Origin of the sequence: Sphaerotilus microaerophilus (assembly GCF_023734135.1) — a bacterium.
GTDB classification, from domain to species: domain Bacteria; phylum Pseudomonadota; class Gammaproteobacteria; order Burkholderiales; family Burkholderiaceae_C; genus Sphaerotilus; species Sphaerotilus microaerophilus.
On record NZ_AP025730.1, the window covers coordinates 3423710 to 3449830 of the forward strand.

21 protein-coding genes and 1 pseudogene are annotated in these 26121 nt (G+C 68.2%); 11 read left to right on the forward strand and 11 right to left on the reverse strand.

The genetic code is table 11. The annotated features are described in order from the left end of the window. Positions 1–76: 76 nt before the first annotated feature. From NGK70_RS14750 to selD, 9 genes are all read left to right on the forward strand, one after another. Positions 77–673 (forward strand): MarC family protein, encoded by a 597-nt coding sequence (locus NGK70_RS14750; RefSeq protein ID WP_251969280.1) that lies wholly within the window; start codon positions 77–79, stop codon positions 671–673. A 110-nt stretch (positions 674–783) separates the two neighbouring features. Next, positions 784–1554, forward strand: a complete 771-nt coding sequence (gene fabI / locus NGK70_RS14755) for an enoyl-ACP reductase FabI (protein WP_251969281.1) — start codon at positions 784–786, stop codon at positions 1552–1554. A gap of 29 nt (positions 1555–1583) precedes the next feature. Further along, on the forward strand, positions 1584–2276 hold the full coding sequence (locus tag NGK70_RS14760) for a response regulator transcription factor (protein ID WP_251969282.1): 693 nt from the start codon (positions 1584–1586) through the stop codon (positions 2274–2276). A 43-nt stretch (positions 2277–2319) separates the two neighbouring features. Beyond that, a complete protein-coding gene (locus tag NGK70_RS14765) occupies positions 2320–3924 on the forward strand; it encodes a sensor histidine kinase (protein ID WP_251969283.1) in 1605 nt (534 codons plus the stop codon). Between the two features lie 174 nt (positions 3925–4098). Beyond that, on the forward strand, positions 4099–5367 hold the full coding sequence (locus NGK70_RS14770) for an ABC transporter substrate-binding protein (protein WP_251969284.1): 1269 nt from the start codon (positions 4099–4101) through the stop codon (positions 5365–5367). 94 nt (positions 5368–5461) lie between these two features. Next, complete coding sequence (locus NGK70_RS14775; protein ID WP_428985520.1) at positions 5462–6394, forward strand: carbohydrate ABC transporter permease; 933 nt, start codon at positions 5462–5464, stop codon at positions 6392–6394. An 11-nt stretch (positions 6395–6405) separates the two neighbouring features. Continuing rightward, positions 6406–7260, forward strand: coding sequence for a carbohydrate ABC transporter permease (locus NGK70_RS14780; RefSeq protein WP_251969286.1), 855 nt, complete (start codon positions 6406–6408; stop codon positions 7258–7260). 7 nt (positions 7261–7267) lie between these two features. Further along, on the forward strand, positions 7268–8344 hold the full coding sequence (locus tag NGK70_RS14785) for an ABC transporter ATP-binding protein (protein WP_251969287.1): 1077 nt from the start codon (positions 7268–7270) through the stop codon (positions 8342–8344). Between the two features lie 96 nt (positions 8345–8440). Then, positions 8441–9517, forward strand: a complete 1077-nt coding sequence (gene selD / locus NGK70_RS14790; RefSeq protein WP_251969288.1) for a selenide, water dikinase SelD — start codon at positions 8441–8443, stop codon at positions 9515–9517. A gap of 21 nt (positions 9518–9538) precedes the next feature. Here the strand turns inward: selD and NGK70_RS14795 are convergent, their stop codons facing one another. The 3 genes from NGK70_RS14795 to NGK70_RS14805 form a co-directional block, all read right to left on the reverse strand. Further along, on the reverse strand, positions 9539–9790 hold the full coding sequence (locus tag NGK70_RS14795) for an oxidoreductase-like domain-containing protein (RefSeq protein ID WP_428985521.1): 252 nt from the start codon (positions 9788–9790) through the stop codon (positions 9539–9541). Then, entirely contained in the window at positions 9787–10191 is a 405-nt protein-coding gene (locus NGK70_RS14800; RefSeq protein ID WP_251969289.1) for a cupin domain-containing protein, read from the reverse strand. The genes NGK70_RS14795 and NGK70_RS14800 overlap by 4 nt, the downstream gene beginning before the upstream one ends. A 72-nt stretch (positions 10192–10263) precedes the next feature. After that, on the reverse strand, positions 10264–10575 hold the full coding sequence (locus NGK70_RS14805; protein WP_251969290.1) for a DUF2853 family protein: 312 nt from the start codon (positions 10573–10575) through the stop codon (positions 10264–10266). A gap of 210 nt (positions 10576–10785) precedes the next feature. Here NGK70_RS14805 and NGK70_RS26645 point away from each other — a divergent pair. Beyond that, a pseudogene (locus NGK70_RS26645) lies at positions 10786–10986 on the forward strand (ornithine cyclodeaminase); the annotation flags it as partial. Between the two features lie 87 nt (positions 10987–11073). Here NGK70_RS26645 and NGK70_RS14810 read toward each other — a convergent pair. After that, entirely contained in the window at positions 11074–11700 is a 627-nt protein-coding gene (locus tag NGK70_RS14810; RefSeq protein ID WP_251969291.1) for a DUF924 family protein, read from the reverse strand. 664 nt (positions 11701–12364) lie between these two features. Here NGK70_RS14810 and NGK70_RS14815 point away from each other — a divergent pair. Further along, positions 12365–13591 carry an IS110 family RNA-guided transposase gene (locus tag NGK70_RS14815; RefSeq protein WP_251969229.1) on the forward strand — a complete coding sequence of 409 codons (1227 nt, stop codon included), beginning with the start codon at positions 12365–12367 and terminating at the stop codon, positions 13589–13591. A gap of 126 nt (positions 13592–13717) precedes the next feature. On the opposite strand, the gene NGK70_RS14820 is transcribed toward NGK70_RS14815, so the two are convergent. From NGK70_RS14820 to NGK70_RS14850, 7 genes are all read right to left on the reverse strand, one after another. Next, positions 13718–14980: a type II toxin-antitoxin system HipA family toxin gene (locus NGK70_RS14820; RefSeq protein WP_251969292.1), complete on the reverse strand. Its 1263-nt coding sequence runs from the start codon at positions 14978–14980 to the stop codon at positions 13718–13720. A gap of 10 nt (positions 14981–14990) precedes the next feature. Beyond that, the gene (locus NGK70_RS14825; protein ID WP_251969293.1) at positions 14991–15275 is read right to left on the reverse strand and encodes a helix-turn-helix domain-containing protein; all 285 of its coding nucleotides are present in this window, start codon (positions 15273–15275) and stop codon (positions 14991–14993) included. Positions 15276–15356: 81 nt separating this feature from the next. Further along, positions 15357–15932: a hypothetical protein gene (locus NGK70_RS14830; RefSeq protein ID WP_251969294.1), complete on the reverse strand. Its 576-nt coding sequence runs from the start codon at positions 15930–15932 to the stop codon at positions 15357–15359. A 274-nt stretch (positions 15933–16206) separates the two neighbouring features. Beyond that, positions 16207–16506 carry a hypothetical protein gene (locus tag NGK70_RS14835; RefSeq protein WP_251969295.1) on the reverse strand — a complete coding sequence of 100 codons (300 nt, stop codon included), beginning with the start codon at positions 16504–16506 and terminating at the stop codon, positions 16207–16209. Beyond that, positions 16503–17543, reverse strand: coding sequence for a PRTRC system protein D (locus tag NGK70_RS14840; RefSeq protein ID WP_251969296.1), 1041 nt, complete (start codon positions 17541–17543; stop codon positions 16503–16505). The genes NGK70_RS14835 and NGK70_RS14840 overlap by 4 nt, the downstream gene beginning before the upstream one ends. A 1428-nt stretch (positions 17544–18971) precedes the next feature. Continuing rightward, positions 18972–24407, reverse strand: a complete 5436-nt coding sequence (locus NGK70_RS14845) for a TIR domain-containing protein (RefSeq protein ID WP_251969297.1) — start codon at positions 24405–24407, stop codon at positions 18972–18974. Positions 24408–24756: 349 nt separating this feature from the next. After that, complete coding sequence (locus NGK70_RS14850; protein ID WP_251969229.1) at positions 24757–25983, reverse strand: IS110 family RNA-guided transposase; 1227 nt, start codon at positions 25981–25983, stop codon at positions 24757–24759. Positions 25984–26121: the final 138 nt, after the last annotated feature.

The following is a 26121-nucleotide window of genomic DNA, read 5'->3' on the forward strand; positions in this document are numbered from 1 at the left end:
TCCTCGGCGGGCGCCGCTGGCCTAGGATGCGCAGCCTTGTCACGCTGCACAGCGCCATCCGTCGCGCCGAGCCCCCATGGATCACAGCTTCCTGTCCGCCTTCGTCCTGCTGCTGCTGGTGCTCGACCCCTTCGGCAGCCTGCCCATCTTCATCTCGGTGCTGGGCGGCGTGGACCCGTCGCGCCGCACGCGCGTGGCACTGCGCGAGGTGGCCATCGCCTTCGCGGTGCTGATGGTGTTCATGGTCGCGGGCCAGGGCTTCCTGCAGGTGATGCGCCTGAGCGAACGCTCCCTGGAGGTGGCTGGCGGGGTGATCCTGCTGATCATCGCGATGAAGATGATCTTCATCGGCGGCGACGGTCTCTACCCCACCGACGGCGACCGCGAGCCCTTCATCTTCCCGCTCGCCGTGCCGCTGCTGGCCGGCCCCTCGGCGATGGCCACCGTGCTGCTGCTGGCCTCGCGCCAGCCGGGCCGCCTGCTGGAATGGGTGGGCGCCGTGAGCGCGGCGATGGCGGTGTGCGGCGTGGTGCTGCTGATGGCCGACCGGCTGCGCCGCTGGCTCGGCGCATCGGTGGTCTCGGCCATCGAGAAGCTCATGGGCCTGGTGCTCACCGCGGTGGCCACCGAGATGATCCTGGCCGGGCTGAAGCGCTACTTCTTCGGCGGCTGAGGACAGCGCGCCACCCATTCGGAACGCGCACCTGAGGGCCGCCCGGCGCTGCAGCAGCGCCCCGTGCCAAAATCCCGGCTTTGCTGACCCGTTCCCCGCACGGAGACCTCATGGGATTTCTCGCTGGCAAGCGCCTGTTGATCACGGGCCTCCTCAACAACCGCTCCATCGCCTATGGCATCGCCAAGGCCTGCCACCGTGAAGGCGCCGAACTGGCATTCAGCTACGTCGGCGAGCGCTTCAAGGACCGCATCACCGAGTTCGCCGCCGAATTCGGCTCCACGCTGATCTTCGACTGCGACGTGGGCGACGACGCGCAGATCACCGCCCTGTTCGACAAGCTGGGCGAGAGCTGGCCCGAGTTCGACGGCTTCGTGCACGCCATCGCCTTCGCGCCGCGCGAGGCGATCGGCGGCGAGTTTCTCGACGGGCTGTCGCGCGAGGGCTTCCGCATCGCGCACGACATCTCGGCCTACAGCTTCCCGGCCATGGCCAAGGCGGCCCTGCCGCGCCTGCGCGCCGGGGCCTCGCTGCTGACCATGAGCTACCTGGGCGCCGTGCAGTACGTGCCGAACTACAACACCATGGGCCTGGCCAAGGCCTCTCTGGAAGCCAGCGTGCGCTACCTGGCCAAGAACCTGGGCCCCAAGCAGATCCGCGTCAACGGCGTTTCCGCCGGCCCGATCAAGACGCTGGCCGCCTCGGGCATCAAGGACTTCGGCCGCCTGATCGGACACTTCTCGGAGGTCACCCCGATCGGCCGCCCGGTGACGATCGACGAGGTCGGCAATGTGGCCGCCTTCCTGCTGTCGGATCTGGCCTCGGGCGTGAGCGCCGAGATCACCTACGTCGACGGCGGCTTCAACCAGATGGCTGGCTGAGCCAGGCCACGGCCACCACTGCCACCACCATGCGCGCCCTGCTGGCCGAGGACGATGCCATCCTGGCCGATGCGCTGGCAGCCAACCTGCAGGCCGCCGGCTTCCACGCTGAGGTGGCGCCCAACGGCGCGGTGGCCGAATACCTGCTGACCAAGCAGGACTGGGACGTGGGCATCATCGACCTCGGCCTGCCGATGGTCGATGGGCTCACCGTGCTCAAGCGCGTGCGGGCTGCCAAACCCTGGATGCCGCTGCTCATCCTCACCGCGCTGGACGGGCTGGAGGACCGCGTTGCCGGCCTGAACGCCGGGGCCGACGATTACCTGACCAAGCCCGTCGACTTTCCCGAGTTGGAGGCGCGCATCCGCGCCGTGCTGCGCCGCAGCTCGCAGCCGCCGCAGGGCACGGGTGGAGGAGCCCAGGCACCGATGGCGTTCGGGCAGCTGCACTTCGACCGCGACGCCCACCGCCTGACGGTGGCCGGCCAGCCGGTGGACCTCTCGCCGCGCGAGTGGCTGCTGCTGGAGCTGCTGCTCAGCCACCCGGGCAAGGTGGTCGGCAAGGAGCAGATCGCGCAGGCTTGGTCCACCGATGTGTCCGACAGCGGCGGCCCCAGCTCCCTGGAGGTCTACGTGCACCGGCTGCGCCGCAAGCTCGAAGGCGCTGGCGTGGGCATCCGCACTGTGCGCGGCCTGGGCTACCTGCTGGAACGCCAGCCCTGAAGACGCGCTGACGGCCCGCACGCCCGACACGCCCCACCCCACCATGCGACCGCAGCTGCCGCGCTGGCTGTCCCGCATGCCGGTGATGTCGCCCGGCGGCGGCTCGCTGCAGGGCCACCTGCTGCTGTGGCTGCTGCTGCCGCAGATTGTGCTCTGGCTGGCCGCGGCGGCGGTGACCTATCACCTCGCCACCCGCTACGCCCAGCGCGCCAACGACCACGGCCTGTACCTGTCTTCGCGCGCACTGGCGCGCCAGGTCAAGCCGGCGGGCAGCGGGCTGCTGGTGGATTTTCCCCGCGCGGCCAAGGACATCCTGGAGGCGGACCCGGACGACCGCATCTACTACATGGTCAGCACGCCGCCGGGCCAGTTCATCCTGGGCAACCACAAGCTGCCGCTGCCGCCGCTGCGCAGCGACGCCCTGGCCCCCGGCGAGCCGGTGTTCTACGACGCCCGCATCCCCGCCGAGGAAGGGGAAACCGCCGTGCGCGTGGCCGCCATCCAGCTCGACTGGGACGAGCCCGATGCCCCGCAGAAGATGCTGGTGCAGGTGGCCAAGAGCCGCGTCAGCCGCGAGGCGCTGGCGCGCGACCTGCTGATCGACACGGTGCTGCCGCTGTCCCTGCTGATGCTGGCCATGTCGGCGCTGGTCTGGGCCGGCATCCGCAACGGCCTGGCGCCGCTGGCCCGGCTGCGCGAGGCAGTGGGCGGGCGCGCGCCCAACGACCTGGCCCCCATCGAGCTGCGCAGCGCCCCCACCGAGGTGCGCGACCTGGCCGCGGCGCTGAACACCCTGCTGGCCGCGGTGCATGAGAGCGTGGTGCGCCAGCGCCGCTTCATCAGCGACGCCGCGCACCAGCTGCGCACCCCGCTGGCCGGCCTGAAGGGCCAGGCCGAGCTGGCACTGCGAGAGGCCACCGACCCCGCGCTGCACGCCCGGCTGGAGCGCGTGCAGCAGAGCGCCGCGCGCAGCGCCCACCTGGTGGCCCAACTGCTGACGCTGGCGCGCGCGGAGCCCGAATCCACCGCCGCGCAGGGCCGCAGCCGCTTCGACCTGCGCCGGCTGGTGCAGGAACTGACCGCCGACTTGGTGCCGCGCGCGCTGCAGCAGGGCATCGACCTGGGCATGGACCCTGACCCCGACCCGGAACTGGAGTCGGAGTCGGAGCCGGAGCCTCACGGGGACCTCGCCAAGGCAGCGGCGCCCCGCAACGGCGCCGCGGTGCAGGCGGCCCCGGCTTGGGTGGAAGGCAACGCCCTGCTGATCCGCGAGGCCGTGGCCAATCTGGTCGACAACGCCCTGTGCTACGCCGGGCGCGGCGCGGAGGTGACGGTGCGCGTGGAGGCGGGCACGGACCGCGGCACGGCCACCGTGCGCGTGGAGGTGGACGACAACGGCCCGGGCCTGCCCGCCGAGCAGCTCGAAGCGGTGTTCGACCGCTTCCACCGCGGCACCACCGAGGGCGCCGGCTGCGGCCTGGGCCTGGCCATCGTGCGCGAGATTGCGGTGCGCCACGGCGGGCGCGCCTGGCTGGAGCCGCTCGCCACACACGGGCTGCGCGCCAGCATCGAGCTGCCGGCTGCAGCCCCCGACCGACGTGACCTGCAGGGCATGCAGCCCCTCAGGCCCTTTGTGGCAAATCATTAACAATATATTAAACTCTGAACATCGGGTTAATACCGAGGGACGCGCGCCGTTTCTTACAGGACATTAACGTCAGCTTGCAACGCCGTACCTGACGCGGGTCGGCACAAGCGCGGAGGCTGCCCAGAGCGGCCCTGCCCATCCCGGCGCCCGCTGGCGCTGATCAACGGAGACACCATGTCCAACAAGCGTTCCGCCCTGATCCTGTCCCGCACCGTGCTGGCCGCTGCCGCACTCACTACCCTGGCTGGCGCCGCCGCCGCGGGTGAAGTCGAAGTCCTGCACTGGTGGACTTCCGGTGGCGAGGCCAAGGCCGCTTCCGCCCTGAAGGCCACGCTGCAAGGCAAGGGCCACACCTGGAAGGACTTCGCCGTCGCCGGTGGCGGTGGCGACTCCGCCATGACGGTGCTGAAGTCCCGCGTGGTGTCGGGCAACGCCCCGGCCGCCGCGCAGATCAAGGGCCCCTCGCTGCAGGAATGGGCCCGTGAAGGCGTGCTGGCCAACATCGATGACGTGGCCAAGGCCGAGAAGTGGGACAGCCTGCTGCCCCCGGTGGTCGCCAACGTCATGAAGTACAAGGGCAACTACATCGCCGCGCCGGTGAACGTGCACCGCGTGAACTGGCTCTGGGCCAACCCGGAGGCCTTCAAGAAGGCCGGCGCCAAGGTGCCGACCAGCTGGGACGAGTTCTTCGTCGCCGCGGACAAGCTCAAGGCCGCCGGCATCATCCCGGTGGCCCACGGCGGCCAGAACTGGCAGGACTTCACCACCTTCGAGAGCGTAGCACTGGGCGTCGGTGGCAATGACTTCTACAAGAAGGCCCTGGTGCAGCTCGACCAAGGCAGCCTGAAGAGCGCGACCATGGAGAAGGTGCTGACCACCTTCAAGAAGGTCAAGGACTACACCGACAAGAACGCCCCGGGCCGCGACTGGAACCTGGCCACCGCGATGGTGATCAAGGGCGAGGCCGGCATGCAGCTGATGGGCGATTGGGCCAAGGGCGAGTTCGTGGCCGCCGGCAAGGTCCCGGGCAAGGACTTCGTCTGCGCCGCCGCCCCGGGCACGGCCAAGGCCTTCACCTTCAACGTCGACTCGTTCGCGATGTTCAAGCTGAAGAACGACGCCAACGTCAAGGCGCAGAAGGACCTGGCTGCCGCCATCATGTCCACCGAGTTCCAGGAAGTGTTCAACTTGAACAAGGGCTCCATCCCGGTGCGCCTGAACATGGACCTGGCCAAGTTCGACGACTGCGCCAAGCTCAGCTCGAAGGACTTCGTCGACACCGCCAAGTCCGGCGGCCTGGTGCCCTCCATCGCCCATGGCATGGCCGTGCCGTCGGCCGCCGCTGGCGCGATGCAGGACGTCGTGAGCCAGTTCTGGAACAGCGACAAGATGAGCGCCAAGGACGCGATGGACAAGCTGGCTGCCGCCGCCAAGTCCAAGTAAGCCGAACGCTGGCGCCGCAAGGCGCTGGCATGGCGGCCCCGCCCTGGAGCCGCCGCAGGAGGGAACCGCGCTGGTGGTTCCCTTCTGCTGCCCATTGCCTGCCCCACCTAGCGGGAACCCACCGATGGCTGCATCGACCACCGCCGCCGGCCCGAGCGCCCGCGCGCGTTTCGAGCACTGGCTGCCGCGCCTCGTCCTGGCGCCGAGCTTCGTGCTCTCCTTCCTCTTCATCTACGGCCTGATCGCCTGGAACGGCTACCTGTCCGTTTCGGCCTCGCGCCTGCTGCCCAACTACGAATTCGTCGGCCTCGAGCAGTACGTGACCCTGTTCGAGAGCGAGCGCTGGATGGTGGCGCTCAAGAACCTGCTGATCTTCTCCGGCCTGTTCATCGGCCTGGCGATGGCGGTGGGCCTGCTGCTGGCCATCCTGCTGGACCAGAAGATCCGCGCCGAGGGCCTGCTGCGCACCATCTACCTGTACCCGATGGCGCTGAGCTTCATCGTCACCGGCACGGCCTGGAAGTGGATCCTCAACCCGGGCCTGGGCATCGAGCACCTGATGCAGGGCTGGGGCTTCACGAACTTCAAGTTCGAGTGGCTGGTGGACCCGGACATGGCGATCTACACGGTCGTCATCGCGGGCGTCTGGCAGAGCGCCGGCTTCGTGATGGCGCTGTTCCTGGCCGGCCTGCGTGGCATCGACGAGTCGATCATCAAGGCCGCGCAGATCGACGGCGCCAGCCTGCCGCGCATCTACTGGCGCATCCTCATCCCGAGCATGCGGCCGGTGTTCTTCAGCACGCTGATGGTGCTGGCACACATCGCCATCAAGAGCTTCGACCTGGTGATGGCGCTCACCGCCGGTGGCCCCGGCTTCGCCACCGACCTGCCCGCCACCTTCATGTACACGATGGCCTTCACCCGCGGCCAGATCGGCCTGGGTGCCGCCTCGGCCACCGTGATGCTGGCCACCGTCGCGGCGATCGTCGTGCCCTATCTCTACAGCGAACTGCGTTCCAAGCGCTGAGGAGCCGCACGATGAACTCCAAACTCCTGCACCGCGCGATCCTCTTCGGCCTGCTCGGCCTGTTCGCCCTGTTCTTCCTGCTGCCGCTGTACGTGATGCTGGTCACGTCGCTGAAGGACATGGACCAGGTCCGCCTGGGCAACCTGCTCTCGCTGCCGGCGAGCCTGAACTTCGCGTCCTGGGACAAGGCTTGGCACCACGCCTGCACCGGCACCGACTGCCGCGGCCTGCAGCCCTACTTCTGGAACTCGCTGGCCATGATCATCCCGGCCGTGGCGGTGTCCACCACGCTGGGCGCGCTCAACGGCTACGTGCTGACCAAGTGGCGCTTCAAGGGCAGCGAGTTGCTGTTCTCGCTGATGCTCTTCGGCGTGTTCATGCCGCTGCAGGTGGTGCTGCTGCCAATGTCGCAGGTGCTGGGCTGGATCGGCCTGTCCGACAGCATCTGGGGCCTGGTCACGGTGCACGTGCTGATGGGGCTGGCCTCGACCACGCTGTTCTTCCGCAACTACTACGTCGGCCTGCCCGACGAACTGATCAAGGCCGCCATGCTGGACGGTGCCGGGTTCTTCCGCATCTTCTGGCGCATCGTGCTGCCGCTGTCCACGCCCATCCTGGTCGTGACGCTGATCTGGCAGTTCACCAACATCTGGAACGACTTCCTCTTCGGCGTGGTCTTCTCCGGCGCCGACAGCAAGCCGATCACGGTGGGCCTGAACAACCTGGCCAACACCTCCAGCTCGGTCAAGGAATACAACGTGGACATGGCCGCGGCCATGATCGCCGCGCTCCCGACGCTGCTCGTCTACGTCGTTGCCGGCAAGTATTTCGTCCGCGGGCTCACCGCCGGCGCAGTGAAAGGTTGAAAAGAACATGGGTGCACTTTCCATCCGCAACGTGCGCAAGAGCTTCGGCGACGTGCACATCCTCAAGGGCATCGACCTGGAGATCGAACCGGGCGACTTCCTCATCCTCGTGGGCCCATCGGGCTGCGGCAAGTCCACACTGCTGAACATGATCGCCGGGCTGGACACGCCCAGCGCCGGCACCATCCACATCGGCGACAAGGACGTCACCCACGCCCTGCCCAAGGACCGCGACATCGCCATGGTGTTCCAGAGCTACGCGCTCTACCCGAACATGAACGTGGCGCAGAACATCGCCTTCGGCCTGGAGATGCGCAAGGTGCCCAAGGCCGAGCGCGACGCCGCCGTGGCCCGCGTGGCCAAGATGCTGCAGATCGAGCACCTGCTCGACCGCAAGCCCGGTGCCCTGTCCGGCGGCCAGCGCCAGCGCGTCGCGATGGGCCGGGCCCTGGCGCGCGACCCCTCACTGTTCCTGTTCGACGAGCCGCTGTCCAACCTCGACGCCAAGCTGCGCGTGGAGATGCGCGCCGAGATCAAGCGCCTGCACCAGGCCACGCGCACCACCACCGTCTACGTCACCCACGACCAGGTCGAGGCCATGACGCTGGGCGACCACATCGCGGTGATGAAGGACGGCATCCTGCAGCAGTTCGGCAGCCCGCACGACATCTACAGCCGGCCCGCCACCCAATTCGTCGCCGAGTTCATCGGCTCCCCCGCCATGAACCTCGTCGCGGCCAAGGTGGCGGCCGGTGGGCTCAGCGCCCACGGCGTCGAGCTGTCGCTGTCGGACGCGCAGCGCCAGGCCCTGGCCGCCGCCGGCATGGCCAACGGTGCGGACGTCAACTACGGCCTGCGCCCCGAGGCACTCAGCCTGGCCGACGAAGGTCTCGCCGCCCACATCACGATGGTCGAGCCCACCGGCCCGGAAACCTACGTGACGCTGGACAGCGCCATCGGCCACCTCGTCGTGCGCGCGCCCGGCAAGTTCCACCCGGTGGTCGGCGACACCGTCCACCTGGCCTGGAGCACGGACGACGTGCACCTGTTCGACGCGCGGAGTCAGGCGCGCATCGGCATGTGAAACATGCCTGCAGACCGGAGGACCGGTTGAGTCGCTGACGCTATGCTGTCGGCCCCTGCACCTCCCGTGTGCGAGCCGCCATCCGCGCCACTGACCATGACCACCGCTGCCTGCCCCGCCCCAGCTACCGAGCCCCGCCTGACCTCGCTCTCCCACGGCGGCGGCTGCGGCTGCAAGATCGCGCCGGGCGTGCTGTCCGAGATCCTCCGGGGCACCGCGGCGATGCCCATCCCGAAGGAGCTGCTGGTCGGCATCGAGACCTCGGACGACGCGGCGGTCTACCAGCTCAACGATGAGCAGGCGCTGATCGCCACCACCGACTTCTTCATGCCGATCGTCGACGACCCGTTCGACTTCGGCCGCATCGCCGCCACCAACGCGATCAGCGACGTCTACGCGATGGGCGGGCGGCCCATCCTGGCGCTGGCGCTGGTGGGCATGCCGATCAACGTGCTGTCCACCGCCACCATCGGCCGCATCCTGGAAGGCGGCGCCTCGGTCTGCCGCAGCGCCGGCATCCCGATCGCCGGCGGGCACACCATCGACTCGGTCGAGGCCATCTACGGCCTGGTCGCACTGGGCCTGGTGCACCCGAAGCACGTCAAACGCAATGCCGACGCCCGCGCTGGGGACCTGCTGGTGCTGGGCAAGCCGATCGGCGTGGGCGTGATGTCCGCCGCGCTGAAGAAGGGGCTGCTCGGCGAGGCGGGCTACGCGCAGATGATCGCCAACACCACCAAGCTCAACACCCCCGGGCCGGACCTGGCCGCCCTGCCCGGCGTGCACGCGCTGACCGACGTCACCGGCTTTGGCCTGGCCGGCCATGCGCTGGAACTGGCGCGTGGCTCGGGCTGCCAGGTGGTGATCGACTGGGCGGCGGTGCCGCAGCTGGCCGGCGTGCGCTCGCTGGCCGCCGACGGCCTGGTGACCGGCGCGTCCGGGCGCAACTGGGCCGGCTACGGCGCCGACGTGGGCCTGCCAGCCGACTTCCACAGCGCCGACCGCGCCCTGCTCACCGATCCGCAGACCAGCGGCGGGCTGCTGGTGTCCTGCGCTCCGGAGGCGCTTGATGCGGTGCTGGCGGTGTTTGGCCGCCACGGCTTTGACGCCGCCGCGGTGGTGGGCGAGGTGCGTGCGGCCGACCCGCAGAGGCCGAAGCTGCGCGTGGCCTGACGCCCCGCGGCAGACGGCCGGTCAGGCCGACGGCCCGGCCTGCGCCGGGAGCGCGGCCAGTGCCGCCAGCGCATCCTCCTGCCAGAACGCCAGCGCGGCGTAGTAACCCTCCCAGACGCAGCCGTTGCAGCCGCGGCCGCAGCAGGTCGTTGGCTCGGGCGGCGGCGCGCGCATCGAACGCTGCTGCGCCTGCAAATCGGACTGCAGGCGCGTGATCAGCGCGCGCGCCTCGGCCAGGTTGGACGGAGGTGTCCCCGCAGCCAACGGGTTCACTCGCGCACGAACAGCGTCACCAGCGGCTCATCGCCGAGCTGGCGGCTGCAGTGGCCGTGCAATGCGGGGTCGAAGGTGGCGCCTTCGGGCAGCACGTCGGCCGACCAGAAGCCTTCACCCGCGCGGAAGACACGCTTGCGCCCGTCCTGCAGGCCGATTTCCATCGCGCCACTGAGCACGAAGAGCCACTGCGGGTGGCCTGTGCAATGGAAGTCGCTGCGAAAGCCCACCGGGCTGTGGCGAAACTGGTAGCCGCCGGTCGGCATGAGCGGTGACAGCCGCGCCTGCGGCTTGCCCTCGGTCAGCGCGATCGGCGTTTCCTCCCAGTCCGCCCGGCCATCGGGCCGGGTGACGAGGGCGACGCGGGTGAAGGTGGGGATGATCTCGGTGGAATCGGTCATGCAGGGCCAGCCGTGGACAGACGAGGAAGCGGATTGTCCCTCGCCCGCGCCGCGGCCCCTGCCACCGCCCGGTCAGCCCAGCTTGGCCAGCGTCCCGCTGGCCTCGGCGAGCAGGTAATAGAAGGTCACGCGGTGCTTGCGCTGCACGCCCTTCATCTGCTCGACCACCTTGGCGATCGCTGCGTCGGCGGCCTCGGCAGACAGGCCCAGCTTCTTGGCGGCAAAGCCGTCGCGCACCCGGTCGAGCTCGGCGCGGTCGGAGGCCGACACCAGCGAGGAGTCCACATTGCGCAACGCGATGCCACAGTAATTGACGATGGACTTGACCGCGGCCTCGTTGACGGCAGCGCTGTACTTCTGGATGTCCGGCGTGTACTCACTCATGGGTGACTCCTCGATGTGTGAACCATGGCACGATATGGAGGCCATCGGCCTCGACCGCATCGTAGCCAACTCCGGCCATGCAATCCATTGACTTGGCGCAGGCGGGCCGGGCGCCCGGCAGTAGCCGCGAACGCCGCAGATCGTCAGCACCGGGTGCCACACGATCGCATTGATCGGCAACGGCGCGCAAACGAGTCCCAAGCCCACGCGATGCGCGGCCTGGTGGGCATCCCCCCCGGCGGCACGCCCGTCGTCTTCGTCGCGTACGAGCTGCAGTCGCGCATCGTGGGCGACATCCGGCGGATGCCCGCCGACCTCACGATCACCAAGTTCTGGCGCGTGCTGGCCGGTGCGGCCCCGGGGTGCCGCTGCGCCGAGCAGGTCACGGCGGTCGATTCGGTTGGTTTCGCGCTGGGGGGCTACTGCGCACGGACCTTCCTGCGCAAGGTGACGCTACGCCAGGGACTGGGCCGCGACACCGGCCTGATCGCCCGGCGCTCAGAACGACGAGCCGGGCTGCTGCAGGAACTCGGCCTCCTCGGGCGTGGAGCTGCGCCCGAGGATGGCGTTGCGGTGCGGAAAGCGGCCGAAGCGCCCGATCACCTCGGCATGCCGCCGCGCATAGTCCTCATAGCCGGCCAGCGCTGGCTCGGCCTGCACCAGCGCCCCAAACAGGCGCAGCGACTCGGCCTGCGCCACACGGTCCTCCGCGTGCTCGAAAGGCAGGTAGACAAACACCCGCCGCAGGGGCCCGAGCCGCAGGTCTCCACCGCTCGCTACCAAGGCCTGCGCGCCAGCAAGCGCCCGGGCGTCGCCAGCACAGGCACGCGGGCTGCCACGAAATACGTTGCGGGTGAACTGGTCCAACAGCAGCAGCCGGGCCAGCGCGGCGGACGGTTGGACGGTCCACCCGTCCAACTCGCCTACCAACGCCGCCTCGATCAGGCCGCCAAACCGCGCACGGATGCGCTCATCGAAGGCCGGATCCTTGCGGAACCATTCGGTGCGAGGGTGGTCCCCCGCAGGCTCGACCGCACCGAACCAGCAGGCCAGCACGGCAGCTGCGTCCGGCGGAACGGGCGGTAGAGGCGGTTGGAGTGGCACGGTGTGGCGAGGAGAGGACATGGAGGCACACCTGCGGCGCTGGGAAGGAGTGGAAACCGCCTCAACGATACGTCGCCAGCAGGATGTTCGTTCCCACCGAAGCCAGTACAAGCAACACGCGAGCCGGAAACGAAAAACGCCCCTGGTGGGGCGCTTGTCGAAGGAGAACTGGTGGGGTGGCTGATGGGACCCAAAATGGCGACCTAAGCTGTTGATCTCATTGGGAAAGTTGGCGATGGCATTCGTGCTGTTCCCCGATCTGTTCCCCTACCCGACGTGGGAAGATGTGCGACCACATGGGTTCATTTTAGTCACCCAAATGGCCTCCAGCAATGCCCAATCCTGTGACTGAAGCAGCTGCCGCCTCCGTCAGAGACAGTGCTAACTGTCATGGCCCGGGCGGGTCACCCTGGATGATGGAAGACACTGAGGGTGTGCGGGCCTGAGCGGGTAGAGGTCGGTCAATATTTTGATGGCACTCGACCGCGATCGCTAACTTGACCCGCTGCCGACCACTCGTACCCAGGATTGCCTGCGGGCGCTGCTGAGTTCCTTGCGGAGCCCGGGCGCCCGACAGCCCACATTAAAGAGAGCCGCCAGGCTTTGTCCCGGCAGGCCGTTGGTCGGCGGCACCTGCGCGGGCCCGCACGCTTGTGATTGTTGTTCAAGCTGCAGGAGCCCGGCAATGGATCTGACCCCGATGCACAAACGCGTGATCGCGCTGGACGTACACCAGGCCAAGATCACCGCCTGTGCGGTGGTCGAGCATGACGATGGCCGAGTGGAGGTCACCAAGCGCGACTTCGGAGCCTTCAGACGCGACCGCCGTGCCTTGGCGCAATGGTCGCTGGAGATTCGGCCCGAGGTGGTGGTGATGGAGAGCACGGGGGTGTACTGGAAGAGCCCGTTTGCGGCGCTGGAGGCGGTGGGCATCATCGCGTGGGTGGTCAACGCGCGCCATGTCAAAGCTGTGCCCGGGCGCAAGACCGACATGGCCGATGCGCAGTGGCTGGCCACGCTGGCGCGTGCGGGCCTGTTGCGCGCCTCGTTCATTCCACCGGTGGACTTGCGCCAGCTTCGTCTGGTGGCGCGTCAGCGGCAGAAGCTCGTGGGCATGTGCAGCGCCGAGAAGAACCGGCTGCACAAGGTGCTGGTAGATGCGGGCATGCGCATCAACGTGGTGGTCAGCGACATCCACGGTGCCAGTGCACGCGCCATGGTCAAGGCGCTCATTGCGGGCCAAGCCATGTACGAGGTGCTGGATCAAAAGGGGCGCCTTCGGGCCAGCCGGGACGAGTTGTTCGAGGCCCTGAGCACCGAGCAGTTCAGCGCCGCGCACCGCTTCGTGGCCCAGGAGATCATGCAGCACATCGAGCACATCGAGACCCGCATCGCCCGCATGGACCAATACCTGCTGGACGGACTGCGCGCCTGGCAGCCGCAGCTCAAGCTGCTGCAGACCTTGCCGGGTATCGACATCCAGGGCGCGGCGATGCTGCTGGTGGAGATCGGCGCGGACATGGACGTCTTCGGCAGTGCCGAGCGGCTGGCCAGCTGGGTGGGCATCTGCCCGGGCAACAACGAGAGCGCGGGCAAGCGCAAGACCGGGCGCATCCGCAAGGGCAACGCCTGGGTCAGAAGGCTGCTGTGCGAGTTCGCCCAGGCTGCAGCGCGTACCCGCTGCGCGCTCAAGGCCAAGTTCGACGCGCTGGCCATTCGCAAGGGACACAAGAAGTCCATCGTGGCGCTGGCCCACAAGATGCTGCGTACCGTCTACGCCATGTTGGCCAACGGCACCCACTACCAAGACAAGGAGGTCGACTACGAGGCCCTGAACGTCCAGCGCAACGCCCCGCGCTGGCTCAAAATGCTGCGCAAGCACGGCTTCATCGCCACCCCCACCGCCACCTGAGACTCGCTTGCCTGCTGACCTTGCGGCCCCGACCAGCCTCAGGTCAGGCAGCCACACGTCCGCGCTTGGGTGTCTTCCACATTAACAGCACCCTTCGCCTGACAGGAGCCACCGGTCAAGGCAACTTCAGCGCTCTGCCAGTAGACGCAGCGCCATCTTCCGGGTGGTGGACTGGACAAATCGCTCCAGCCTTTCGGCCAACGTCTTCGCGGAAGGCGCCAGGGACGGCGTGATCTCCTGAACCGCCTGGCTCAGGGCCGCAGGCAACCGCTCGGCCATCTCACGCGACTGCTGCAGCACGAAGCGCGGCTGCATGCCGAGCTGTCGGGCCATCTGCGCCAGGTGCTCAGCCCCCATCTCACCCGGCCGGACCTCGCCACCGATGGCGAAGGCGAATTCGCTCGACAGCCCGGGGTACAGCCGAGTGCACATCAGATCGTAGAAGGGCGTCAGCCTCACGCCCTGGCCGGGTAGGCTGTAGATCGACAGGTTCTTGGCGTGGCTGTCGTTGTTCCCGACGTACAGGTTGAAGAACACCCAGCGCAGCAGATGGCGCAGATCCACCGCGGGCTGCGCGCTGTAGCGGCGGATCAGTTCGGCGCAGGCAGCCAAGCTCGGGCCACCTTCCTTCTCGTACTTGCGCTCCGACACCGTGCCGGCCAGTTGGCAGAGGTCGTACTGCACCCGTCGGGCCAGCGTGCCGTCGGGGCGCAGCTGGCGGTCGAAGCGGCGCACCACGCAGGCCTCGGTGCGCGGCTCGTAGAAAACCTCGGCCGTCGGCAGGCCCGCCAGCGCGGCGGTGCGCATCACGATGGCCTCGTTCGCCGCCGTGTGCCAGACCTTGGCCAGGCGCCGGATGTTGGGCTTGAGGATGTGGGTGGACGGTGAGGTGCCCTTGGGCAGCCGCGGCAGTCCGTCGTCGAAGATGGCCAGGGTGGTCTTGTCCTGAGCGCCAGCCAGCGAGATGCGTGCGCCCGGCTCCTGGATGTCGATGGCTGCAGCGGACTGTCCGGCCAGGACGGCCGCAATGGCCTCCCAGGTGGTGGGCTCGTAGCGCGCAGGCTCCTGACCCTGCCCGGGCGCAAGCAGCACGAAGGCGCCAGCGGTGTCGCCGGCCACCTCCAGCAGCAGCGAAAACAGGGTGGACGCCTTGCGCTGCGCGGCCAGGTAGTCGCGCAGCTCCCCCTCCGGCAGCAGGTTCTCGAAGAAGGCCTGCACCTCAGGCGTGGCCTGTCGACCGGTCTGCAGGGGGATGGTTGCGAGCGACATGCGCTGGTTGCCGCTCAACCACTCGGGTGCGTACTCAAAAGCCAGTGGCGTACTGTCGTGCACCGAGCCGACCTGCTTGCTGTCGTAGTAGACGTCCAACCGGGGGGGCCGCGGCTGCATCACGCGGGTCTCACAAGGGCTGCGCCGAGCGCGAAGCCTTGGTCCGAACGATGACCTCCAGGCCCAGCAGGTCCATCAGGTCCAGGACCTTCTGCAGTTGAACCGTGGGCTTGCCGTTTTCCAGGTCGACAATGAAGCGGTTGCCGGTGTTGCCCAAACCAGCGAGGTCCAGCTGCTTCAGGGCCAGCCGCTTGCGCTGTTCACGCATGACGGCGCCCAGTTCCACAGAGGAGCGGATCGGAGTTTCCGCCCCGATGGGATGACCGACCGGTAAGTCTTGCATCGGAGAGGACATGGCAGGACCCTTAAGTTACCTATCGGTCACTTTAGACAGAATTCCGGAGATGGTCAAGACAAAATGACCGATCAGTAATTATCACAACCTCACCACCGCAGTCTTGGAATCTCGCCCGCCCGAGGCTCGCTGTGCAACATCAACACATCCACTGCGCCACTCACACGACAGACACACACCACCTGCTACCGCCGTTCGCGCCTGAACCTCACCTGCCACCAACCGCTCCCGCCGCAGCACCAGCTCGATCACCTGCCCCTGCGTCATCAAGTCCACCCGATGCCACCGGCTTCGGCGCCACCACCTCCCGCGGTAGACGCACACCCAGCCCCACTGAGCGATCGATTCCCCCGTCACCGCTACAGCCGCCAGCCGCTGCGCCGACAGCTGCACCACATCTGACCGATGCACCCGGTCATGCCGGCGGTGCTTCACCTCCGCCAGCACGACTTCCCCTGACGCCAAACGCCAGGCGGCATCCACCCGGGCCACCAGCCGCACAGGTTCATCGATGACGAACTCGCGTTCGGTCCAGATCTGCTGTGCGCCCTGCAAATGCGCCGGTAGAAATTGCGAACGCTGCCGCAGCCAGCGCCAGCCCAGCCAACCGATGACGGCTACCACCAGCCCGGGGACGGCCTCATTCCAGATGTCCATCACCGCCCTCCTCCGGCCCGCAACTGGCCGATCAGGCGTCGAACCACGTCGATCAGGGACCTGATCCATCGCCAGGCGATTCCCCCTCTGCCCCCCTCTTGCAGGCACCTGCGATGGATCACCTGACCTTGCTGCATGGCTATGCGTCTCTGCTCGCTGTTCCGCTTGCCGAATCGGTGTTCCAGCAGCACGCGCCGCTCACACACCGCCATCTGCGCCAGCTCCGAGGCGCCAACCCGTCGGTGTGTCCTTCTGGGTCGCGGTTTGCGGCCCATCAGGCGTCTCCTTCGCCGTCTTCCGGCAGATCAAAGGCCTGGTTGGTCTGCCTCGCCGCCTGGACGTTGACGCGATTCGCCGCCTCCATTCGCGGCAGCTGGATCTGCGGTGCCACGGCGAGCCCCTGCTCCAGCCAGCGCTGCGCCATCAGCCCCTCATGGGCCAGGAACCTGAGGCGGTTGACCCGCTTGGGCCCCTTGTTGAATCGGACCAGGTCGTCGTACAGGCGAGGGTTGTCGTCGCGCTGCATCTCGAAGAGCAGCCGGATCGGCTCTGTTGCCGGTTGGTTCGTGTTCATGCGCCCTCCCCGCCGGTGGTCTTGGGTCGGGTCCAGCCGCCGGGCAGGCTGGCCAGGTAGTTCTGGCCAGCGATCTGGTAGCCGCGCACGTTGGCGAACATCGGCTCCTTGACCTCCAGAATCTGGTGGGAGCTGAAGGCCTGCTTGACCGCCTTGCGGAACAGGAAGGCGCCACCGCCGACCAGGATGACGTGCTGAATGTTGTAGGCCCCGCCGATGCGCCGCATCATGGCCGCCACCGCATCCTTGGCGATGATGTCCACCATCGGCTTGAGCCGCGCCGGGTTGTAGCTGCGCTGGAAGACGGTCATGCCCTTGCCGCTGCGCAGTGCCACGTCGATGGCTTCGAAGTTGGTGTAGGGCTGGCCGATCTCCTGGCTGATGTCGTCGGCGATGAGCTGCAGGATGTTGGACACGCCCCGGTCCACCGAGAAGCTCTGCTTGTGGGCCAGCTTCATGCCCCGTGCCACCAGCCAGTCGAAGGTGCGCGAGCCGGGGTCGATGACCAGGCTGAGTTCCTGCTCCATCGCCTCGACCCGCTCGTGCTGGGTGGCGTAGTCGATCAGCGCACCGTGCGGCTGGGCCATGGCCAGGGCCTTGTGCACGGTGACCGACTTGCCGCCGCCCAGGTCGTGGCGGCCGGTCATGAGCTTTTCCAGCTGGGTCTTGCGCGCAGCGAACTGGGCCACCGGCAGGCCAACGACCAGAAGGTCGATGGTCTCCAGGCGCATCATGCGCAGCGCTCCGCGGGCCAGGGCGAGGTACTGGGGGGTTTCGATGTAGTCGCCGTGGATCTCGGTGGCGCGGAAGGCGTCGGCGGCCAGCATGACGTCGGGGCCGACCTCGTAGAACAGGCCGCCGATCGGGATGGCGTAGGTCTTGCGCCCTTCGCTGCCCAGTGCCTTGGCGGGGTCGCGCGGGCTGGGGTAGGCGCGGGACGGGAAGCTCTGGCAGCGGAAGTCGCTGGGGCGGCTGCCGCCGGTGATGAACTTGGTGTTGCCGAATCCGACATCCACCGCTCTGACAATCGGTTCCATGGAAGGGCTCCAGGTCGGGCAAGGGAATGAACAAGAGAAGGTGCAAAGGGCTGGGGCGGCAGCCAGCATCCAGAGGAGGCTGACGCCCGTCCACCCGGAAGCCGTCCTCGTGCAGGCACCTATCCCGATCGCGGTGCAGTGGGTCGCGGTGCAGTGAGACCAGGATCCGACTGCGGTCGAGCAAGGCCGTGCCCGGCGCCGACGAAGGCTTGCGGGTGTCAGACCAGGCTCTCACCCGAGCGGGAGCTGTCAACCCCGACGGGCGCCGCTGAGGTGGCGCGGGAAGCCCGGAGGTCGGGCCTTCGAAAACCTCAAGCTCGGAACCAGAGGCCGGCACCGGGTGTGTCAACCCCCTCTGTAGCGGCGGGTCGATTCGAGGGTTCGCAACATAAAGGCCACTAAACGCAACGTTCGTGCAGCGGATTCGCCACCGTCAAGGGTCGTGCTGACGCTTCGGTTGCCGAGACCGGGCATTGCGCTGCCCTACCCGATCCGATCCACTGGAGCCTCCCGATGGGCCAGCCTGGCCCGCTCCTTCCGGAGCCACAGGCGTCGCAGTCGTTACCTGCCTTGGGGGGTCGGCTCTCTTCGAGCCCATCCCAATCACAGAGTGATCCGCAGCGGCCCAGAGCCCTGCGGCGGTCATCCCCGAGGTGGCCTGGTTGTCTTCTTGTGGAGTTCTTGCGTCCGCTGGTCCGGTGTGTGCACCGGGCGCTCCTGAAGCGCAGCGGCGCTGGCATTCATGGTGCGGGTCCTGGAGACCTGCGTGGAATGTGTCGTCTGGTCGGGCACGCGTCCTCAGGACGCCCCTTGCGGTTGCTGGCTCCTTTCAGAGTCACCCGTTTGGCTTCGCTCACCCCTCGCCTCGCCCTGGCTCTGCGGTCAGGGGCGGTCCCACAGCGAGCGACGACCCGTGACGGCTCCACGTCACCCGGACCGATCCAACCGAGGCGTGTCAGGCTGGACCTGCACGCAGATGCCTGCGGCTGACCCTTGAGGCAGTCCGGCATCCCAATCCCACCGCTGCAGAAATGCATACGTGGGGCGGATCACGTTTCCATTTTTAAGACCGACCGCGCCGGGCCTCGCGCCCGACAAACCTTGGGACTTCAGTCTGCTGTCGTAGTGGGCGGGCTGGCGGGAGCGTTGACCACCTGGCTCAACAACAATGGCAGAGACATGCCGATCTTGATGCACGCACGGCTGTGTCCAGCTCCGCCCACCCGGAGTGACGCGGAAGCGCCGCAATGCAGCGTTGACAGTCGCTCCCAGGATCCGGAACGCTGCTTCGGCCAGGAGCGGCCGTTGACGATAGGCCCTTCCCTCACACTTCTGCCGTATGCTCGTTTTCACTTGGCTCGAACCGGTTGGGGAAGTTCGTGGCCTGCACCGGGCCGGCTACAACGCGCGGCCGGACACGAGTTTGCCTCAGCGCGTGCGCAGGCGGGCTGTGGCCAGCAGCGTTTGCGCGGCCTGCAACGGAGCCTCGGGGCCCAGCTCGGTCGACAGCAGGGGCGCCAACGCCGCCAGCATGAACAGGTGCATGGTGCTGCCCATGGCGGCGCTGCGGCGAAGGTAGGCCGGCCATGCCGGTCGTTCGCCCTCCAGGCGGCCGGCAAGTTCGCAGGCGATCAGGCGTTGAAGCGGCCTCAGGCCGGTGCGTTCGTCTTGTCGCTCCAGCACTGCGTCGAGCGCCGTATCGCGCGGCAGTCGGTGGCCGGCCTCGAGCGCATTCAGCACGAACTCGCCGCGCCGCTTCGACGGGGCGGTGATCAGCGCTCGGACGGCGGGATCTGGCACGGTGCCGCGACACGCGCGCAGCAGTATCGACAGACCCTCAAGGGAGGAACTGTCATTTGTGTTTATCCGAAGCCCCGGCCCCGTCCGCGAGGCTGGGTCGAGCTTGCGCAGCATTGCGGTCAGCAAGGCAACCAATACATCACTCGGCAAGTCGCCCAGAGGCAGCCAGTTAACCCAGCGACCACCTTCAGGCAGGAGCAACCTCTGCGCCAGAGCCTCTGCTCGCTGCTCCGGCGTCACGGCGCCGAATAGGCACAGCCTCAACATAGTTGCATACCTAGGCGCGTGCCGGCTCGCTACGTTCCACAGGCGCTGCGCTAGCGCAGGCTCAAGGGGGACTTCGGCCGCAGGATAGGGCAACGAGTGCCGGGGGGGCGCTTCCACTTGCTCCAGCAGCGCGACGACCTCTTCCAGAGCGATGGCCTGGCGCCCCGCCGGTGTCTTGCGCAGACGGATCAGCAGCCGGGCGGCGGCTTCGGGCTCGCAGCGCCGGGCGAAGGCGATCGCCGCGGCTAGGCTGCCGGCAGGCCAGTAGGTGAACCAGCCTTCCAGGGTACTGGCGTCCAGCGACGAGTTCTGCCGGCGTGCCTCGGCGCGGGCGATCAGTCGCTCGGCAACCTGCAGCGCGGCGTCGTGCGGCAGTTCGCGCAGCAGGCCTGCGAACCACTCGCTGTCCCTGAGGCCACCCTCAAAGTGCTCGATCACCCCGAACACATCCGCCAAGCAGGCTTGACGGGCGTTCTCCGACAGGCGGTGCCATAGCAGCAGCCGCGGGTCCCTGGCCCCGGCATGGCTACCGGCCGGCAGCAACCTTTCGACCCAGATCAACAGCGCATCGGGCAGTACCGGTGCGGCACGATGCAGCAGCCAGGCCAGCTGCGACCGTGGCGACCTTTGCTGCACAAGGCAGCTCGCCAACAGCAATGCCATCTCGGGAGCCAGCTTGTCGGGCCACTGCATTGCCGAAACGTCGCGCAGGCGCGCCAGCGCTTCGACCGCCAGAGCTGCCAACGACGACAGCGTGCCTCCGATCGGGTCGAGCCTGTCTTGCAGCACAACAGCCTCGGCGGCGGAGACGAGCGTGGCACGCTGCGCTGCATCCATGCGTTCGGCCGCGCGGCCGAGCAGTCGTGCGAGCATCGTGTCGTCTTGCGCTTGCGCTGCCAGCCGCAGCAGCGAGACAGGGTCGGATCTCGGGGCGTTCAGCCAGCCGCCGGGCCCGGCGCAGGCGTCGCTGTTGAACTGCGCCCCGAGGCGCTGCCAGAGTCGGTCGAAGGCCTCGCCCTGCAGCCGTGCGAGCAGTGGCGTCAGCCACCCGCCGACGGTGTGCAGCGGCAGCTCTTCTGCCACCTCTGCCAGTGCAACGACACCGTCGTCAGTCCCCTCGCGCGCCAGGGCGCCGACGAGGGCCGCCGCCGGCGCGGCTCCCCGCGCACGGGCCAAGCCGAGCAATTCGCGCAGGTGCGGAGCGGGTGCCGCAGCTGCGCCGTGGGCGACCGCGTTGGCCCAGGCGTAGACCGCCCATTCCCCGGAGAGATCGGCCAGCATGCGATCGTGGAGGGCTGCCTGCAACGGCAACGAAAGATCGCGCACAAGCGACCACTCGCGCTCGGCATGCGACGACCACAGGGCCCGCGCGCAGACATTGACCACGGCCGGGGCCAGGAAGAGCGCCGGCGATGCGCCAGCACAGGCCCGCGCAGCGGCCAGCACCAGCTGCGCGCGTGGCGAAGGCGGCGCAATGTCTAGGCGTACGCGCATGTCCTCTTCACCGGAGAGGCATAGGGTGAGTAGGTCGGCATGCTGTGCTGGCTGCAGGAACGGTGCCAGCCGGTCTACGACCTCCGGCCTCAGGGGGCTGCAGGAGCGCAGCGCCTCGAGTGCCACCTCGGGTGACAGCGGCCCCAGCCATTGATTGGTGTTGAACAGCAGGTTGAAGGGGCATGGCACCAGTGCCTGACGCTGCAGGTCGGCGCGCTCGGTCGCAGGTCGCCGCTCGGCCAGCGCCAGCAGCAACTTACTGCGCGACCACGGGTCGCCAGTGCCAAGCGCCAACAGCGTCTGAGCTACTTGGCGATCAAGGGCCGGCGACCACCTGCAGCGCACCTGCATCGCCTCCACCAGCGCGAGGGCGTCCAGATCGGCGCGGCGACCTTGGCAGGCGGCGAGCAGCGTTGCCTCGGGAAGCTCGTCCGGGCGCTGCGCCAAGCCCTGCATCAGGTCGGCCAGCGTTGGGTAGCTCATCGGCTGCAAACAGGCGGCACAGGCCAGATCAAGCGGCGCCTCGCGGCCGAAGTCCGCGACGGTGACTGAAGGAGTGTCCACCTCGCTCAGCAGCCCGGCCGCCGCAGTCCAGGCCGCCTTGCCGGCCGGCCCGGCGAGGCGGCGGCCGATCGCGGTCAGCGCTGCGAAGCGGGTACGCGGGCTTCTGAGTCCGTGTGCGTAGTCCAGTGCCGCGTCGAGGTCGTCCTCGGGCCAGCGCTCGATGACCAGCGCCGCCAGCTCGGCGCCCGCGTTGACGATGCTCAGCGCGTCGGGAAGGGCGGCGCAGGGGCGCAAATCCAGCCGCGGTACCCGTCGCAAGCATCCGACGACGCCCGAGTCTGCGGGCGAATCCGCCACCCAGGCAATGGCGGCGTGCTGCAGCGCCATGACCGCCGGGGAGTCGTCACCCGGCGCACGCTGCAGCCACGTGGCCCACACGGCAGCGCTCACGGAGGCTGGCCGGTGCGCCAGTCGTGAGGCCAGGTCGAGCGCCTCGGGACTGGCATGTTCGACCAACGCACACAGCACCTCCCGCGCAGTCTCTTTTGGCAGGCGATCGACCCACTCGAACGGTGCCAATGACGACGCCGGCTTCCGGCCGAGCAAGGCCCGCACGACCAGCGGCTCGCTGCCCGCGTAGGCCCCTGCCCGCAGTGCCTCCGCCACTGCGACCAGCCGGTCTTCGGCTAACCGCCGCACGCAGTACGCCGCGACCTTGCCGGCCTCGCGCGACGGCAGGTCGTTGACCCAGATGAACAGAGTCTCCAGACATCGCGGTGGCAGCCGGTCGGCCAGCTTCTCGGCGATGGCGGCACGCGCCCATTCGGACGCGCAACGCGCCATCTCGAGTACGCGTTCCCATGGCAGGTCGGCAACGCGTTCCACCAGTGTCTTCAGAGCCCCGCCACGCGGTCCGACCGCCATCTGCTCGATGTGGTCCAATGCCACCGCCGCTGGCCAGCGCCCGTCGGGCGTTCCCACCGTCACCCGGCCCGCCAGCAGTTCTGGCGGCATTCGCCCAGCCCGCTGCACCAGCGTAGCCGTGACCAGGCTGCAGCGCAGGCAGGTGACTAAGTCGGCCTCGGCCTCGGCCAGACGCCACAGTATCGCGACGTCGGCCAAGTAGCCGACATGGCTGTGCTCGCCTCGCTCGCGCAAGCGTGCCCAGCGTGAGTCCTCTCCCGGCGGCGCGTCGAGCAGCAGCTCGCGCACTCGCCGCCCGAGGCCAGCGCGCATCAGATGGGCGACCGCGTAGTGCTGCAGATAGCGGGGCAGTTGCGACGGTTCGGCTTGCAGACTGCGTTCGCCCCAGTCGATGAACAATCGCTCCATCGCCTGGAGGTCCTGCGCCTCCAGCAGTTCTTCGCGCAGCCGCTCGCGCACCCGCGCGTGGCATAGGTCGTAGGGTGCCTCGTCGCTGCCGTCGCCGGAAAGCCAGCGGCGCACCTTCACCACGGTGGCGGTCAGCTGCACCTTGTTCGCGAAAAAGGCTGGCATCAGCGAGCGGATCTCGATGCCGGTCAGCGGTCCGAAGGCTGCGGCCAGCAGCGAGAGGAGCGCGTTGACGCGTTCATCCTCGGCGTGCTGCAAGGCCTGGGCGAGGTCAGCATCTGGGGCCAGCGCACCGCCGTCATGATTCAGGCGCATCCTGACCTCGAACGGGTCGCCTCCGGTCGCCTCGAACAAGCCAGCGGCCAGCGTGGCCGCCTCAGCCCCGGAGATGCCGGTCTGGCGCACCGCGGCTAGCAGGTCGGCGCGGGTCAGTTTGCTAAGCGGCAGACGTGTGGTGCGCGGCACCGCCCAGCCAAGTGTCTCGCACCAGTCCTGCCACCCGGCCTTCGCCTGCTCGCGCGCCGAAGCGACGACCCGCACCCCGGCGCCGAATTCAGTAGGCAGCAGGTTGCGGTCGGGGGTCCAGCCGACTGCCTCGTCCAGGCCGTCGATCACCACCACCAGCCTGCGCCCATTCGGCACCGCCCGGCGCAGGTAGTCGCGCACGGCGTGGCCGACGTCATCTCCGACTGGTATCGGTTCGCCATCCTCCCGGTGCAGGTGCCGCAAGGCGCGCAGCAGCCGCTGCGACACGCCCTGCCAGTCGGCGGAGCCATAGCGCCGGCTGATCGGAAGGAACACCGGTACGACATCGGCGCGTGTCTGCAGTCGCAGCACCCATTGCAGCAGTAGCGCGGTCTTGCCGGTCCCGGACGGGGCGCAAAGCATCAGGCTGCGGCGCTGGTCCTGGCCCAGGAAGTCGTCGAGTTCGGCCAGGATGGCGCTGCGGCCCCCGAAGAGCAGATAGTCGTCCACCAGGCGATCCAGGCCGTCGAACGGACCGGGTGACGGCCTGCCGCGCGCCGCGGGAGTGCGGGCGCCGGCCAGGCCCTCAAGCATCGCCTGCTGCCATCCGGGTTTGTCGGTCGAGGTGGCATGCAAGGCCGGCAGCCCGTAGGCGGCGGTCCAAGGCCGGCGACGAATCTCGTCGGGGTCGACGGGCAGCACCAGCACCGGCACGACCGGGAAGTCGGCTTCGCGCAGGCGGCGGCTCAGCAGGATCGACACCTCAAAGGGCACGAAGGCCGAGTTCAACGCCGCTCGGCCCAACAGGAGAACCGCCGCATCGCAGGCGTGCAACCAGTCGTGAATGCGGTCGAACCAGCGCTCGCCTGCACGAAGGCCTTCACGATCGGCCAGCACCTCGTGTCCTGCCGCCACCAGGCACTGCCAGGTGGCGGTGCGTGCCTCATTGGAGACGGGATCGTCCGCTGGGCTGCTGTGGCTCAGGAATACACGGGCCGGCATCTTATGGCTCCAAGGCGGCGAATGGCGGCCGATTCTGCGCCATGGCAGCTCTTTCGCCCAGGGCGTGCGAGGCACCCAAGAATGGACGCCGTACTTGGCAGCCATTGACTGTTGAACCGAACTTCGTCTACCTCCTCAGCAGCCAGATCGACCACGGGCGGCGCGTCCAACTTCGTCGACCCGGTTCGTGGCCGTGTGCTGATGGTTTAGGTCAGAGCGAAGTAGACAGTGGTGTGGGGCAGCAAGCCGCGCAGCGCGATGTTCTTAATGTGGAAGACACCCAAGCGCGGACGTGTGGCTGCCTGACCTGAGGCTGGTCGGGGCCGCAAGGTCAGCAGGCAAGCGAGTCTCAGGTGGCGGTGGGGGTGGCGATGAAGCCGTGCTTGCGCAGCATTTTGAGCCAGCGCGGGGCGTTGCGCTGGACGTTCAGGGCCTCGTAGTCGACCTCCTTGTCTTGGTAGTGGGTGCCGTTGGCCAACATGGCGTAGACGGTACGCAGCATCTTGTGGGCCAGCGCCACGATGGACTTCTTGTGTCCCTTGCGAATGGCCAGCGCGTCGAACTTGGCCTTGAGCGCGCAGCGGGTACGCGCTGCAGCCTGGGCGAACTCGCACAGCAGCCTTCTGACCCAGGCGTTGCCCTTGCGGATGCGCCCGGTCTTGCGCTTGCCCGCGCTCTCGTTGTTGCCCGGGCAGATGCCCACCCAGCTGGCCAGCCGCTCGGCACTGCCGAAGACGTCCATGTCCGCGCCGATCTCCACCAGCAGCATCGCCGCGCCCTGGATGTCGATACCCGGCAAGGTCTGCAGCAGCTTGAGCTGCGGCTGCCAGGCGCGCAGTCCGTCCAGCAGGTATTGGTCCATGCGGGCGATGCGGGTCTCGATGTGCTCGATGTGCTGCATGATCTCCTGGGCCACGAAGCGGTGCGCGGCGCTGAACTGCTCGGTGCTCAGGGCCTCGAACAACTCGTCCCGGCTGGCCCGAAGGCGCCCCTTTTGATCCAGCACCTCGTACATGGCTTGGCCCGCAATGAGCGCCTTGACCATGGCGCGTGCACTGGCACCGTGGATGTCGCTGACCACCACGTTGATGCGCATGCCCGCATCTACCAGCACCTTGTGCAGCCGGTTCTTCTCGGCGCTGCACATGCCCACGAGCTTCTGCCGCTGACGCGCCACCAGACGAAGCTGGCGCAAGTCCACCGGTGGAATGAACGAGGCGCGCAACAGGCCCGCACGCGCCAGCGTGGCCAGCCACTGCGCATCGGCCATGTCGGTCTTGCGCCCGGGCACAGCTTTGACATGGCGCGCGTTGACCACCCACGCGATGATGCCCACCGCCTCCAGCGCCGCAAACGGGCTCTTCCAGTACACCCCCGTGCTCTCCATCACCACCACCTCGGGCCGAATCTCCAGCGACCATTGCGCCAAGGCACGGCGGTCGCGTCTGAAGGCTCCGAAGTCGCGCTTGGTGACCTCCACTCGGCCATCGTCATGCTCGACCACCGCACAGGCGGTGATCTTGGCCTGGTGTACGTCCAGCGCGATCACGCGTTTGTGCATCGGGGTCAGATCCATTGCCGGGCTCCTGCAGCTTGAACAACAATCACAAGCGTGCGGGCCCGCGCAGGTGCCGCCGACCAACGGCCTGCCGGGACAAAGCCTGGCGGCTCTCTTTAATGTGGGCTGTCGGGCGCCCGGGCTCCGCAAGGAACT